Genomic DNA, 14678 nt, shown 5'->3' on the forward strand with positions numbered 1-14678 from the left:
GTCGTGGTTCCGGTTCGTGCGTCTGGTCGTGGTTCCGGTTCGGGACTCGGGTCGGCGTGGTGACGCCGTCGGTCAGTCGTGGCGCCGGTCGGGTTCGTCATGGTGCGACGAGCCCCGCGGCTCGCCGGGCCGGAATGCGGGAGTCGAGTGGTCCGGTGGTTCGGAGGGGCGCTGTCGCGGAGACAGGTTCTGCCGGAAGTACTCGCTGGCCGCGATGGCGTCGACGGCCTGGACGGCGTACTTGGTCCCGTTCTCCCGCAGCGCCTTGAGCAGCGCCGCCGGCGGCGGATGGCCGGCGAGGACCAGGACGTCCTGGACGTCCCTGCGCTGGACGGTCTGAGCGCCGGTGAGGCAGTACAGGAGCCACTTGTAGTACTTGACGGCCAGGCCGGGCTGTCCGTCGGACATGGTCTGCACGGCGCTCGCCAGGAAGCGGTGGTCGCCGAGGACGGACGCGATCCGGTACTTGTCGGCGCGGCGGGCCCGTCGCCGGTAGCAGATCTGGAGGAGCTCCCGGCCCAGCGAAGGGTCCGTCGCCGTGATGCGGTCCACCTGCGCCAGCAGGACCTCGACGGGCAGGTCGGCCTGGGCGAACCGGCGCACCTCCTCGACCAGGGCGGTCTCGGGCAGCCCGGCACTGCGGGCGACCAGCAGGACGCCGAGGATGTCGACCCGCAGGCCTCGGCGGCGGGCCAGCTCCAGCTCGAAGTCGAGCCGCTCGCGCAGCAGATCCCCGCGGGGAAGCGCCGACCTCAGGGCGGACACCAGGCCGGAGCTGGTCTCGGCGGCCGTGTGGGAGCCCGGGTCGGTCCTGGCCCGCAGCACACGGCGCAGTACCTCGGTGTGCAGGGTGTCCCGGACGATGGACAGTTCCCGCAGGTCCTGGCGGTGCGGCGACCAGTCCCGTACCAGCGTCTCCAGTTCCTGCGGCTTCACCCGCCGCAGGTGCGTCTCCACCTGGGGGGCGCTCGCCCGTCGGCTCAGGAAGGCGACCTCGTCGGGCTCCAGACGGCCCTGCACCGCGTCGAGCAGCATGCCGGCGACGTCCTTGACCATGCCGGTGGAGGTCTGGTGCTCGTCCTGCCAGGCGCGTGCCTCCTGCCCGCTGCGCAGCGGCTCTCTCGGTCTCAGCCGGGCGATGGCCTCGGGGCCGCGCCTGCGGTGCAAGCGCACGAGCCGGGCGGCACGCTCGACCGAGGCGTCCGCCCCGCCCATGTCCTCCACCACGTCGGCGCGCACCAGCAGCCGGGAGTTCCCCTGGTGCAGGGGGCCGCGCTCCCGGTCGAGGAAGACGAACCGCGGCAGCCCCGGGGCCGAGTCGCTCTCCTCGCTGGTAGCGAAGGTCCACTCGCCCGCCGTCAGCAGGCCGAGCACCCCGCTCAGCGCCTGGATCACCACCTCCCCCGGGACCCGCGACCCGACGATCGTCACGGGATCGGTGGGAGCGGACAGCACCGCGGCCGCGACGGGGGCGAGCAGCGCCTCCGGCACCTCGGCCGCCGCCTTCTCCAACGCGGCGCCGTCGGGCTCGAGATGGGGCCGCAGCCGGTTCAGCGGCACCGGCGGCAGGTGACTCTGCGTCCCGTCGAGGCCCCCGGGCGGCAGCCAGTTCCAGTCGCTGCGGCACAGGGTCAGCGCGAGCGCCAGGTCCACCTCTGCGACCGGCCCGGTCAGGACGTGGGTCAGCGTGGATCCGCTGCGGCCGTGGGCGTCCTGGACGGAGACCTTGCGCAGGACGGCCGCCTCGTCGTCGTACGTCAGGTACATGTAGCCGGGCCGGGTGGAGCTCTGGGCCGCCCAGACGAGCGCGGCGAGGCGGCGGTCCCAGCGGCCGAGGTCCGCGTCGCTCAGTGACGTGGCCACCGGGCCCACGCCGTTCCCGCCGGTGAGGGAGAGTTCCGACCACCGGTAGACGGTGAGGTCGGCGAACGCCCTGGGGCCGGAGAGGGCGGGCAGGCTCATGTCCCGGACCCCCCGTGACGAGCGTCCCGGTGCAGGCCGAGGTAGGCGCCCGGCCCGGTGAGTACACCCTTCATCGCGAGCAGCGAGAGCAGGGGGGCGAGGACGCGGTGCTGGCCGAAGCCGTCGCCGAAGTACCTCTCGGGCTTCTCGCCCTTCCTTCTCACCTCGAAGGATGCGGTGCCGGTGGCGGAGGCCAGGTGGAGCGTGGCGTCCTCGCACTCCTGGACCAGGTCAAGGGCACGACGGCCGCCGCGGGCCGCCAGCAGCGCGTACACGTCCTCGCTCTCGCGTTCGACGCTCGCGAGGTCGTCCTCGGGTTCGTCGCCCCCGGGCAGCCAGGGCTCGGCCTCCGCGAGCCGCAGGTGCCTCAGGGTGTCCGACTTGGAGACCACCAGCGCGCACGGCAGATTCAGCAAAGGATCGTCGGTGGCGATCCGCTGCGTCTTGAGCCGCGCGCGTACGGCCGCCACCGCCCGGTCCTCGCCCTGCGCGGACCCGCGTCGGCTCATACGCCGCAGCCCAGGAACCGTTTTCGGGTCGACCACGCACAGCAGGGCGTTGAGCCCGCCGAGGAAGTCGACCTCCGGGCCGTGCCGCTGGAGACGCTCGCCCGCGATGTCGAAGAAGACGACCGTGTGCCGGCGGCCGGAGTTCAGATCGGTGACGATCAGCCCGACGGCGAAGTGCAGGGCCTCGCCCCCGGGGGTGGCGCGCAGTTCACGGCGTTCCCGCATCAGCGGATCGATGGTTCTGGCCCGGTACTCGTTGTACTGCCGTTGGTCCAGCGGCTGCACCTTGATGCCGTACCGCTGGGCCAGCCCCGCGTCCATCACCTGGTGGATCATCGCGGCGAGGAGGTGCGACTTGCCGGTGGCGGACTCGCCCACGAGGCCGATGCGGACCGGGGTGCCGTAGGAGGGGTAGCGCTCGGGGATGTGGTGCTCGTTGATGGCGGTGTTGCCCGGACAGACGCGGTAGGAGCGCGCCTCCTGGGCGGCCTGGGCGGCGCGCCCGCCGGCCGGGGCCGGTCCGGTCGCGGGCTCGTCCGGTTCACCGCGCAGCGCAGGGGCCCGCGTGTCCTCGTACTGGCCGCGCCGCAGGCTGTCCCAGTCGAGGACGTTCAGGCAGACGGGGCACTCCACCGTCAGCCGCTCCGGCTCCCGTGCGGGAGGGGCCACGAACGGCGCCGCGCGCGAGGGCCGTGGCGGGCTCGGCTCGGGTGGGGTCTCCACCCCTAACCAGGACAGCAGGGTGGCCCGCAGTCCCCGGCGGCCGCCGGGGACGGGCCCGGGCGGGGGGCCGCCGTAGGCGGCCGCGGCCTCGTCGGCGGCGGCCCGGGCGGCCGCTGCGGCCGCCCGGTCCCGGCGTTCGCGTTCCCGGCGGGCGGCCTCCTCCTCACGCTGCCGTCTGACCTGACGCACCGACCGCTGCTGGGCGCGGAGCTGGGCGAAGTCCTTGCGGGCCAGTTCCTGCGCGCGCTCCAGGTTCCGGTCCAGCCGCTCCTGCCACAGCCGCTGTCCGGGCGGCGGTTGGGGCTCAAGCCACTCCTGGACCTCCCAGGCCCTGGGCAGCCGGGGCGGCAGCTGTGCCGGTCCGGTGTGGGAGAAGATCCGCAGCATCAGGTCCCGGATCCACTCCTCGTGCGGGTCCACGAGGTCCCGCAGCGCGCTGCGGCTGCTGCCCGGGGGCACCGTCTGGCCGGTCGCCATCCAGAAGGCGAGCAGTGCCGCGCTGTGCACGTCGTCCTGCTCGTCCGCGGTACGGCCGTGCCCGAACTCCGGCGGGTCCCAGGCGGTGACGGGCCGTGCGGGCAGGAGCCGGTTGGCCCGGACGGCCGTGTCCAGGCCGGACAGTTGGAGGCCGTCCCCGTCCCACCACAGGTACTCCGGGGACAGCCGCCCGTGGACCAACCCGCAGCGGTGCAGCGCGGCGACACCGGTGAACAGGTCGCGCACGGCGCCTTCGAGCTTGTTGCCGTGCAGCGCGTCCGGGGACGTCCAGTCGGCGAGCCTGCGGCCGCGCAGGGCCAGCAGCAGCCGGGGACCCGTCGGGCTGGTGTCGTCCCGGGCGACCACGTGGGCGAGCTGCCTCGGCACCCGGTCGCGGTGGAACAGGCGGACCAGCACGGCGGTGTTGTCGAACTCCCGCTCCAGCGCCGCCACATCGGTGCCGCGCCGGGCCGACTTGACAACGAGCTGACGTCCCGTCACATAGTGGCGGAAACGGGCCATGTGCCAGCCGTCGCAGACGAATTCGGAGCCCTCACCGGACTCCGGAACGATAGCGATGTTCACCCGCTGCCCTCGTGGCTCTGCGGGTCGTTCACCGCGAAACTCCTCAGTCAACGCCACGACCTCCCCCCAAGTCGACGCGCCCCGCAGTACGTGCAGGGGCAAAGCTCTACCACAAACGGAACCACGAAGGAGACGTTTTGTGCAGGAACAGTTACTTGGCGTGATGTCGTGTGCCAAGCTGTCCCGGAGCGGTCCGGCCCCGGCACGTGGCCGAGTAGAGTCCCGAAACCGTCACGGGGTCCAAGAGGGGGTGGGGGGCGTGGGGGAGTTCACGGCCGCCGAGCTGCAACGGGAGGGCATCGTGGGCCTCCTGGCCGAGCTGTATCCCGGCCCCGCGGAGACACGTGTGCTGCTGGAGCCGCTCGGGGGCAGCCTGTCCCGGGTTCCCGACCAGGGCACGCCCCTCGTGCGGTGGTACCACGTCTGTCGGCTGACCGAGCACGGCGCCTTTCCGTTCGACCTTGGGAAACTGCTGGAAGCCGTGCTGGCGGAGCATGCGGACAAGACCCTGAAGGCGTTCCTCGCGAGGCGCTGCGACGGCTGCTCCGGGGCCGTCGAAAGCGCCGGTGCCGCAGGTGGGCTCCCCGATCCGGCGACCGTGTTGTTCCTGATGTCCGGCCCGCGCACGGAGCGACGGCTGGCTCTGGGCGCGGAGTTCGACGAGGTCCAGGAGGCGGTCGCGGGGGCCGGCTCGCGCCGCATCGAGTTACGGCTACGGGCGGCGGCCCGCAACGACGGTGTCGTGTCGGCCCTGGACGCCGAGCGCCCGGACGTCCTGCACTACGCCGGGCACGGCTCGCCCAACGGGAACCTGCTGATGGAGGGGCCCGGCGGAAGCATGGCCCCGGTGCGGACCGGCTGGCTGGCGGAGGCGCTCGCGGCGGTCGGCGGAGTGCGCTGCCTCGTCCTGACGAGCTGTCACCTCGGGCGCGACCTGGAGGACTTCCGCTCCTGCGCCGACTTCTCCATCGGCGCGACCGTCCCGCTCCGCGACCGCGACGGTCGCGCCTTCAGCCGCGTCTTCTACGAGGCCCTGCGCCGAGGCAGACAGATCCCGGACGCCTTCGCGCTCGGCGCCGCCCAGGTCACCATGACAGCCGGCGACTCCCAGGGCCTGCGGATCGTGCGGGGCCGCCGGGGCGGGGGGGCGTTGCCGTGACCGAACCTGCGCCGTTGCCCGTGCCCGACGGGGCTTGCTCTGCGCCCGAGGGGGCGTTACCGCCGTCCGACGGGGCTTCGCCGGTGCCGGACGGGGCTTTACCGCCGGCCGACGGCCCCTGTTCCGCCGCCGGCAGGAGCCGACCGCCACTCGACGGTGATGTCTCGCTTCGCGAGGCGGGAGCGCGCAGCGCGGGCGACACCGGCCAGCCGGACACCGCCGCCGGCGAACCGGTCGAGGCGCGAAGACCAGCCGACGCGCCCGAATGGGCCGAAACCCGGCGACCGGCCGACGCACCCGGGCCGACCGAGCCCCGGAGGCCGACCGTCGTACACGGAGCAGGCGACCGGTACAGCCCTACCGCCCCGCAGGGAGCAGTCGGCCCGGGTGGCCCTGCCAACCCCCCGGCGGCTAACGCCGATCGGGTGCACACGGCCCCACCCACAGCCAACCCGGACCGGACACCCACCACCCCGCCCACAGCCCACCCCGACCCGCCCCACACCACCCCACCCGCACCCGGCACCGACCACGCCCACACCGACGCCCACACCGCGCAAGGCGACTGGACCGGCCCCGGCTTGGGGGCCGGTGGCTGGGGTGGCGTCGACTGGGCCTCGCACCGGAGGCGGGCTCGGCCCGAGGGTGGGGCGGAGGGGCGCAGTCGGGCGGCGATCGAGTTCGAGCTCGGGCTCGCGGGCGGCGCGGGTGATGCGGACTCCGGCGTGGGGGGCGATCAACCGGAGGACGGGGCGACGGTCGTGACGGACCGTCTGTTGATCGGGCTGGGCGAGGCCGGGCAGACGTGTCCCGAGTGCCACCACACCTTCCGGCTCGGCGAGGAGGTCGTGGTGGACCGGGACCCCGCCGACGGCACGTACACGCTGCGTCACCGCGGCAGACTGCTGGGCTGCGGAAACGCCGGCACTCTGGACACGCACACCTCGCGCCTGGCGGCGGACTTCCACCGCGGGCTCGACGAGAGCAACCCGCCCTCCGGCGACAAGCATCCGGTACGGCTGGCGCCCGGGCACGCGCTGCTCGGCCTGCACGCGGGCGTCGGGGGACGGCCGCCCACCCGGTTCACCTGCTGGGTCTGCGACATGACGCTCCGCCCCGGAGACCTCGTGATCCACTGCACCTGCTCCCCGCACCGCCCGTACTGCATGGGCGCGATTCACCGCGATCCGGAACGGGGAAATCTCTGCTACGACAACTGGCGGGCCCACAACGACACCGATCCGTGTGTGGGAGGGGGCGGCGGCTGATGACCGACACGACACCCGCTCCCCCGGAGGAGTCGCGCTACGCCCGCCACGCGCTGGTCCCCGGCTGGGAGCAGGACCGACTGGGCTCGGCGACCGTGGCCGTGCTCGGCGTGGGCGCGCTCGGCAACGTCGTCGCCCAGGCCCTCGCCCTGGCCGGTGTGGGCCGGCTGCTGCTGTGCGATCCCGACGTCGTGGCGCCCAGCAACCTCAGCCGCTGCCCGCTGTTCCGCCCCGACGACGTGGGCCGCTCCAAGGCACAGGTGGCCGCGGCCGCGCTCGCCCGCCTGGCACCGGAGGTGCGCGCCGAGGCCCGCACCGCTTCCCTGCTCTCCGGCGTCGGCCTGGGCGAACTGCGCGCCGCCGGACTCGTCGTCAGCTGCCTCGACAGCCGGGCCGCACGGATCGAACTCGCCTCCCGCTGCAACCTGGTGGGCGTCGGCATGCTCGACGGCGGCACCCACGACTGGGGTGGCCAGGTCGCCTACTTCCCTCCCGGCGGCCGCTGCTGGGCCTGCGGAACACCGACGGATGAGCTGGCCGTGGCGGACAACCCCTGGTCGTGCGCCGCGCCGCTCGCCCCCGGGATGCCGGTCGGCGCGAGCGCCCCGGTGTCGTTCCTGGTCGGATCGTGGCTCGCCGGTCACGCCGTACGGCTGCTGCTCGGTCTGCCGGTGGAGCCGCTGCCGCTGCGGATCGACACGTACGGCTCCGCGGTGCCCGTGTCCCGCGCGGGCTCCATGCACACGCCAGGAGAGGACTGCCCCCTGCACGAGCGCATCGAGGAAGACGACGTCCGGCGACTGCCCTTCGGCCACGAGGCCCGCGTGAGCGAACTGCTCGCCCACGCGGACCCGGACGAGGAGCCGCTGGGCTGGGCCGGTTTCCGGGCGGCGGACGAGCCGCCGAACGCGCTGCCCGCGGCGTTCCGGCTGCGCGCCGCGCCACCGGAGGCCACCCTGCGCGAGATCGGAGTGGCTCCCGGGGAGCTGCTGGCCGTGACGCGCCGGGACGGAAGCGGACTGCGGTATCTGGAGTTGGCCGGAGACGGGGGGATCCGATGAGAGAAGACCTGCGGGACGAGCTGTACGCGGTGCTCGAGAGAGCGGTGAGCCTGGAGGAGGCCCGTATCCACCTCCAGGCGCTGGGGTTCCCGGTGCAACGGCTGAACTTCCAGGTCTCCCCCCAGCAGTTCTGGTCCAACCTGCGGCAGTTGCTGACCGAAGGGGCGCACCCCGACGGCGAGTTCAGGCTGCTGCGCCAGATCCAACCGCAGTTCCCGGACAACAAGGTGCTCCAGCGGATCCTGCACATCGAGGTCGGTGAGCGGGCGGCGGCCGCGGCGGCCCAGACATCCCCGCCGCCCGGGCCTCCGCACGGTGGCTACGGGCCCCCCGGGTACGGGCAGTACGGCATGCACGCGATGGCCCCGCCGCCCTACCAGCAGCCCCACCACGTACCGGGCGGCCCGTGGGCCCCTGCCTACTACTCTCCGCCGCACCCCGGGCCGCCCACCCCTCCCACGGGCCCGGGCCCGGCCTCGCCGATGGGCAACGAGCACCCCGCCCCGCCGCCGTACACCGTGCGGCCCCATCCGCAGGAGGTGCCGGCACCGGCCCCTGAGCCCCAACCCCCCACCGATCACCACACGCTGGTGTTCGTCGCCGGCAGCCACCATGTGCAGTTCATCCAGACCGTCCAGCGCGAGGAGCCCGCGGCCCAGCTGCTCTTCGTCAGCAACAACGGGAACGCCGAGGTCGGCCAGGTCGCGATGCTGCTGGAGGAGCCTCTGTCCGCCAAGCGCGTCGAGATCCTGCGGCGCGCCCTGGTGGATCTCGGCGCCCCCTCGGACCTCGAACTCCTCCAACAGGTGCACGGGCACCGCCCCTATCTGTTCCACGAGTTGCGCGCGCAGGGCCCCGACACGCAGCCGTACAGCCTGGACAGCGTCCCCTCGATCACCACGGGCCACGACATCGCGGCGGCGGTGCTGGGCCACGGCGAGGGCGCGTACCGGGACCGGCTCGCGCGGCGGCGGCGAACCGTCGTCGACCGGTTGCTGCCCGACGGCGCCTGGGTGGAGCTCGATCCTCTTTCGCAGACGTTGTACGACTCGGGCGTGCGGGACGGCGACACCCTGCGCGTGTCACCCGAGAGCACCGCCGGCGCGGGCGCGCCCCAGGAGCGGATCCGGGCGATCCTGCGGGTGAAGAGGGAGATCCTGCGGTACGCGCAGCAGCACACGGACTTCTTCCGGATCGACCACATGGACGACCCGGAGTTCCCGACGGTCTACGACATCTCCTTCGATGCGCCCGGTTTCCGCCCCCCGCCCGAGGGCGCGCCCCCCGGTTCGCCCCCGGTGCCCCAGAACGTGCACACGGTGACGATCCTGCTGGGTCCGAAGTTCCCGTACGGCGCGCCGCTGGCCGTGTGGCAGACCCCGGTGTTCCACCCCAACATCCTGGGCCCCGAGAGGCCACCCGAATGGCCGCCGGAGGCCCAGGACGCCCCGGACGGACTGGTGTGTCTGGGACAGTTGAACCGGGCGTACCGGCCGACGATGGACTTCGGGAGGCTGTGTCAGATGCTGGTCGACATCGCGGGCTACCGCACCTACGACGTCCGCTCCCACAATGACGGTGGCGAGGGGTGGTTCAACGCGCGCGCGGCGCGGTGGGCCGCCTCCGAGAAGGGGGAGGCGATGATCAGGGAGATCGGCGGTGTGCCGTCGGCGCCGCCGCGGGAGAATCCGGACGGGGACGCCATGAGCCTGCGGGTGCGGGCCCTGCGGCTCAGGAAAGCGAACGTGGTCGGCGATGACACCTGACGGCGGCTCACACAGGTGGCCGGGTCCGGGTCTGGAGCTGGGCCGTGAGCCGCAGGTCGAGCTGTACCGGGGCGAGGGCACCGCGCGCGTCGCCCGGCGGCTGGGCCTGGTGCCCCTGCTGGAGGCGGTGCTGGCCGACGAACTGCGGGAGTACGCACGGGATCCGGAGTTCGGTTTCGTGCTGCTCTTCCACGACATCGAGGGCCCAGGCCGGTACGAGGGGCCGCCCGAGATCGTCAACCTGCGCCCCGACTTCGGCCATCTGACGGTGCTGGCGCACATCGGCGACCGGGTGCTGTACCAGCAGCCGCACTCCGTGACCGGGTTGCTGGGTCCGGTGCTCGCGGCGCTGGCCCGCACCCTCGACCCCGGCGAACCGCGTTGGTCGTTCCGCGTCGACTCCATCGCCCAGCGCGACGCGGCGACTGGCCGCGACCTGCGTGTCCACGGGTCGCGCGGGGCCTACGGGGACTTCGACCACTACGACGCCCCTGACCCGTACGACCGCTACGACTCATACGACCGCTACGAGGCCTACGACGCCTACGAACGCCGTCGGCGCCGCGAACTGCTCGAAGGCCGCGACGCGTCCCGGCTGCCGCCGATCGTGACGGGCACCGGTGACGTGGACGTCACTCGTTCCTCGCGGCTGTCGTTCGGCGTGCGGCGGGTGGAGGAGCCGGAGGCACCGCGGATCAGCTCGTCCGACACGCACGGGGCGGGGCTGCCGCACGACCTGGAGAGGCGGCCGGTGACCGTCCTGCTGACGCCGCAGGTCCAGCGGCTGCTGGAGCGCGACCTGCCGCTGTCGCTCGACGTCGAGGAGGGCGGCTTCCTCCTCGGCAAGGTGTACCGCAGGCCGGACGGCGCGGACGGTCATGTGGTGATCGTCGAACACGTGCTGCCGGCGGAGCACTCCGGGGCCTCGCACATGCACTTCACGTTCACGGGGGACTCGTTCCGCACCATGAGCCGGGTCATGGAGGAGCGTCATCCCGAGGACCAGCTGCTCGGCTGGTACCACACCCATCTCTTCTCGGCGGTCGGCGGAATGGGACTGTCCCGCACCGACGTCGAACTGCACCGGGCCACCTTCCGCCGCCCCTGGCAGGTCGCCGCACTGATCAACATCTCGGGCGGCCGCCGCGTCGTGCGCTGCTACAGCCGCTCCGAGAACTCCATGGAAGCGTGCCCCCTGTGGAGCCGGGATGACGACACTGCCCCTTACCGTCTTACGCGTCCTTCGCTGGGCCGCCGTTGACCGCGCCGGCCTCCCGCCGTCCGTGTCCGGCGCCGCCGACCCTTGGCCGGGCGACGACGGCGACCCGGTGGCGGGGGTGGAGCGGCTGGCGGCGGTGACGGCGGCCCGGCTGCGGTGGTCCGACCCGCCGCTGGGCGACGAAGGGCCCGCCGGGCTCGGCGCGCTGCTGCTCGCCACCGCCGTGGCCCTGCGTCACACCCCGGAGGTGGCGGCGATGGCCCTGGACGTGTCCGCGCCCGCCTCCGTGGCGGATCTGCTGGCCCGGCACGGTCTGGTGCGCCGGATCCGCTCGTGCGGTGACCCGGCGCTCGCGCCCGGCGGCCCGCTGTGCGAGGAGTTGCTGCGCCATTCCCCGCTGACCGGGCTGCTGAGCACGCCCGCGTCCGCGCCCGGTGCCGAGACGGCCGCCGAGCAGGTCCTGGACCGGTTGCTGGGTCACCCGGAGGGCCGCGCGAGCGCCACCACCGCCCTCGCCCCGCCGCCGGACGACCCGCGCACCGCGCGCTGGCGGGCAGGGCTGCTGGAACGCCGCCGGTACACCGCCGAGGAACGGCAGTGGGTCCTCGACGTGTACGAGACGGCGCTGCTGCACCACGGGCCGCGGCTGCGCCGCCGTACCGGGCACGCCACCGCCGTGCTGGCGGCCGTCGGGCCCGTGCCGCCCGGCCCGGACGAGCGGGACACCGGGGAGGGCCGGGCTGTGGACGAGGCCGAGGCGCTCGCCGAGTGGTGGCGGCCGCTGGCGGTCCTCACTCATCTCCACCTCGCGGAGCTGCGTGCCCGGCCGCTGCTGCGGGGCTACGACGACGCCTTGGAGCTGTGCACCGTCCACCGGGGCGTGCGGGCCCGTGCGGAACTGATTCGATTGGCGGCCAGGTGAGCGACGATCCCTACGAGGTGAAGGTGGTGGCCCGCTCCGAGGCCGAGCGCGGCGAGCTGCTGGGGGCACCACCGACGCTGACGCTGCGCGAGGTGCTGGCCTCCGGCCGTTACCGGCTCCTGGAGGAGGTCGCGAAGGAGCTGTACGACCTGCCGTGGGAACGGTTCGCGCCGGAGTGCGTGGTGGAGGGCCGGGCGGAGTCCGGGGCGGGGCCGTCCGAGACGGTGCCGGACCGGACGGCGGAGCACCCGGCCGAGCTGAAGGACGGTCAGGCGGTACGGTCCGCCTACTGGGAGCACATCGAGCTCGTGGCCTCGCTGCTGCGCAACGGCCTCCCGGTCCTCGTCGTGACCGAGAAGCTGGTCGTCACCCACCTGTTGAACGAGATGACCGGTCTGGCCCGGCTGCGCCCGGTGCTGCTGGAGGCACCGCAGGACGCGGCGGCCGCGGCCGTCGGGGAACCCCCGGCCGGGCAGGAGCTGGCCGTACTGTCCGGGATGGCGCAGACCCTCCACACGGAGGCGAACACCCGCGTGGACCGGCTGACCCAGCTGCGGTCCCTGCTGCAACACCTGAAGGAGAGCGACGTCGTCGTCCTGCCCCACCTCGACCTGCTGTGCGGCGGCCAGGACCTGGGGCGGCACGCCGAGGCCAGGGAGCTCGTGGAGCTGCTGTACGAGTACCCGGACCGGCTCGTCCTCGCCTTCGCGGACAGCTCGCTGCCCCTGCCGCACGTGCTGGCCGAGCGGTTCAGCGTCCGGGTCTCCATCACCGGAGTCCCGGCCACGGTGCCGGTGCCGCACCGGCCGGACGCCCCGAGGACCCCGCTGGGCGTCGCACTGGTCACCGCGGACGAGGCGGCCTGTTTCGAGGATTTCCAGGCGCGGGACTTCCACAAGCACGTGGCCGGTCTCAACCCGGTGCGGATGCGTCAGGCGATGCGTTACGCCCGCCAAGTGCACACGGAGAGCAGGCCGGACGGCCGCCGGCCCACCGTCCGGGAGCTGCGGGCCACCCTGCGCTCCTTCAAGGCGCAGCAGTCCACGAGTTTCGAGGTGCCCGACGTCACGCTCGAGGACATCGGCGGCTACGAGGACGTCAAGAAGGAGATCAAGCAGGCGCTGTCCCTGGTCACCGGCGCCCGTCAGCTGCCCGCCGAACTGGAGAAGGTGCGCGGCGAGCTCGTGCCGCGGGGCTTCATCCTGCACGGCGAGCCCGGCACCGGCAAGACACTCTTCGCCAAGGCGATCGCCAACATCATGGACGCGACCATCCAGGTCGTCTCCGGTCCCGAGGTGCTGAACATGTACGTCGGCGAGAGCGAGCGGATGGTGCGCGAGGTGTTCGCCGCCGGCCGGCGCAGCGCCCCCTCGGTCATCGTCTTCGACGAGTTCGACGCGATCGCCATGGAGCGCAGTGCCCGTCAGGACGGCGGCTCCCGGGTCGGCAACAGCGTGGTGGCGCAGATCCTCACCGAGATGGACGGCTTCCGTCCCGAGGTGCAGATGCTGGTCATCGGCACCACCAACCGCATCGACGTGATCGACAAGGCCCTCCAGCGGCCCAGCCGGTTCCGCAGCATCCACATCGAGCTGCCCGGCCTGGCCGCCCGGCGTCAGATCCTGCGCCATCACGCCCACCGCTACCACGTGGAACTCGAGGACGAACTGGTGGAACTGATCAGCGGCGCGACCGACCTCTGGAACGGCGACGAACTGCGCTCCCTGATGCGGGACGCCTCCGTCGAGGAGAAGCTGCACGGCAACCCGCCGACCGCGCTGCAGATGGGCAAGCTGGTCGGCCGCATCCAGCACGAGCGCCGTCAGCAGAAGGCGCAGCAGTGACGGCGCCCCCCGCCGACGGCGGAGCCGGTCCGGCGCAGTCCGGCTGGGACACGTACGACCTGCGGGCCATCCGTACGCTGCGCGCCCTCGGCCGCAGTGTGCAGCGGCACTTCACGGGCCGTCGGCAGGCGCTGGAGCTGCTGGAGGTCGCGGTCGTCGCCCAGGAGCACGTGCTGCTGCTGGGCCCGCCCGGCACCGGCAAGACCGATCTGGTGTCCCGGTTCGCGGCCGGTCTCGGCACGCACCCCTTCATCCGGCTGCTCACCCGTTTCACCGAGCCCGCCGAGCTGTTCGGCCCGATGGACGTGGCCGCCTTCCGCGACGGCCGCCACGAGGTGCGCACCGAGAACATGCTCCCCGAGGCGTCGATCGTGTTCCTGGACGAGGTGTTCCAGTGCGGCAGCCCGATCCTCAACACCCTGCTGACGGTGATGAACGAGCGGCTGTTCCGGCACGGCGGGGGCACCGTCCCGGTGCCGCTGATCAGTCTCATCGGAGCCTCCAACGCGCTGCCCCGCGACCCGTCCCTGCTGGCCTTCGCGGACCGGTTCCTGCTGCGGCTGCATGTGGCGCCCGTGGCGGAGAGCCGCCTCGAGGAGCTGCTCGCGGCTCACTTCGCACCACCGCCACCCGATGCGGCGCAGCGGGCCGACGGCCAGACCTATGTCGACAAGGAATCCCTGGACCGGCTCGGCCGTCAGGTGTCCCGGGTCGACCTGAGCGGGGCGAGCACCGCCTACCAGGCGCTGATCCGCGAGCTGCTCGGGCAGGGGGTCACCCTGTCGGACCGCCGGATCATCCGCGGCACCCGGCTGGTGGCGGCCGCGGCGATGCTCGACGAGCGGGTACGGGCCGTGCCCGGCGACCTGTGGCCGCTGCGCCACTTCTGGTCGGATCCGGTGCACGAGCCGGTGGTCGCGGAGGCCGTGAGCCGGTTCGCCGGGACCGAAGGCCCCAGACGCCCGCCGGAGCGCCCTCCACGCCAACTGATCACGGACGCCCGGGTGTTGTTCCGCCAGCTGGGCTCGTCCCCCTCGGCCTCCGCCACGGAGGCGACACTGCGCGGTCTCAACACCCTGCGACTTCAACTGGAGGGGCAGCATCCGCGGGACGAGGCCGCGTACCACGAACTGAGCACCATCATCACCGACACGCTCGAGTTCCTTCCGCGTTGAGCGGGGAG

The 14678-nt window shown here is 73.2% G+C and carries 10 protein-coding genes; 8 read left to right on the top strand and 2 right to left on the bottom strand.

Annotation, left to right across the window (positions count from 1 at the left end):
* Positions 1–72 precede the first annotated feature (72 nt).
* Together AC067M_RS21125 and AC067M_RS21130 are read right to left on the bottom strand one after the other, a co-directional pair.
* The gene (locus AC067M_RS21125; RefSeq protein ID WP_478698541.1) at positions 73–1962 is read right to left on the bottom strand and encodes a hypothetical protein; all 1890 of its coding nucleotides are present in this window, start codon (positions 1960–1962) and stop codon (positions 73–75) included.
* Positions 1959–4256 (bottom strand): serine/threonine-protein kinase, encoded by a 2298-nt coding sequence (locus AC067M_RS21130; protein ID WP_478698542.1) that lies wholly within the window; start codon positions 4254–4256, stop codon positions 1959–1961. Before AC067M_RS21130 ends, AC067M_RS21125 begins: the two co-directional genes overlap by 4 nt.
* Before the next feature lie 259 nt (positions 4257–4515).
* Here AC067M_RS21130 and AC067M_RS21135 point away from each other — a divergent pair, with 259 nt between their 5' ends.
* The 8 genes from AC067M_RS21135 (at position 4516) to AC067M_RS21170 (ending at position 14670) form a co-directional block, all read left to right on the top strand.
* Complete coding sequence (locus tag AC067M_RS21135) at positions 4516–5415, top strand: CHAT domain-containing protein (RefSeq protein WP_478698543.1); 900 nt, start codon at positions 4516–4518, stop codon at positions 5413–5415.
* 425 nt (positions 5416–5840) lie between these two features.
* Positions 5841–6683, top strand: a complete 843-nt coding sequence (locus tag AC067M_RS21140) for a hypothetical protein (protein ID WP_478698544.1) — start codon at positions 5841–5843, stop codon at positions 6681–6683.
* On the top strand, positions 6683–7744 hold the full coding sequence (locus AC067M_RS21145; RefSeq protein WP_478698545.1) for a HesA/MoeB/ThiF family protein: 1062 nt from the start codon (positions 6683–6685) through the stop codon (positions 7742–7744). Before AC067M_RS21140 ends, AC067M_RS21145 begins: the two co-directional genes overlap by 1 nt.
* A complete protein-coding gene (locus AC067M_RS21150) occupies positions 7741–9510 on the top strand; it encodes a hypothetical protein (RefSeq protein WP_478698546.1) in 1770 nt (589 codons plus the stop codon). Before AC067M_RS21145 ends, AC067M_RS21150 begins: the two co-directional genes overlap by 4 nt.
* Positions 9500–10771, top strand: coding sequence for a JAB N-terminal domain-containing protein (locus AC067M_RS21155; protein ID WP_478698547.1), 1272 nt, complete (start codon positions 9500–9502; stop codon positions 10769–10771). The genes AC067M_RS21150 and AC067M_RS21155 overlap by 11 nt, the downstream gene beginning before the upstream one ends.
* Entirely contained in the window at positions 10719–11651 is a 933-nt protein-coding gene (locus tag AC067M_RS21160) for a hypothetical protein (RefSeq protein ID WP_478698548.1), read from the top strand. The genes AC067M_RS21155 and AC067M_RS21160 overlap by 53 nt, the downstream gene beginning before the upstream one ends.
* Positions 11648–13495 carry an ATP-binding protein gene (locus AC067M_RS21165; protein ID WP_478698549.1) on the top strand — a complete coding sequence of 616 codons (1848 nt, stop codon included), beginning with the start codon at positions 11648–11650 and terminating at the stop codon, positions 13493–13495. The genes AC067M_RS21160 and AC067M_RS21165 overlap by 4 nt, the downstream gene beginning before the upstream one ends.
* Entirely contained in the window at positions 13492–14670 is a 1179-nt protein-coding gene (locus tag AC067M_RS21170; protein WP_478698550.1) for an AAA family ATPase, read from the top strand. The genes AC067M_RS21165 and AC067M_RS21170 overlap by 4 nt, the downstream gene beginning before the upstream one ends.
* Positions 14671–14678 lie beyond the last annotated feature (8 nt).

Source organism: Streptomyces sp. NPDC043427, from assembly GCF_056436655.1.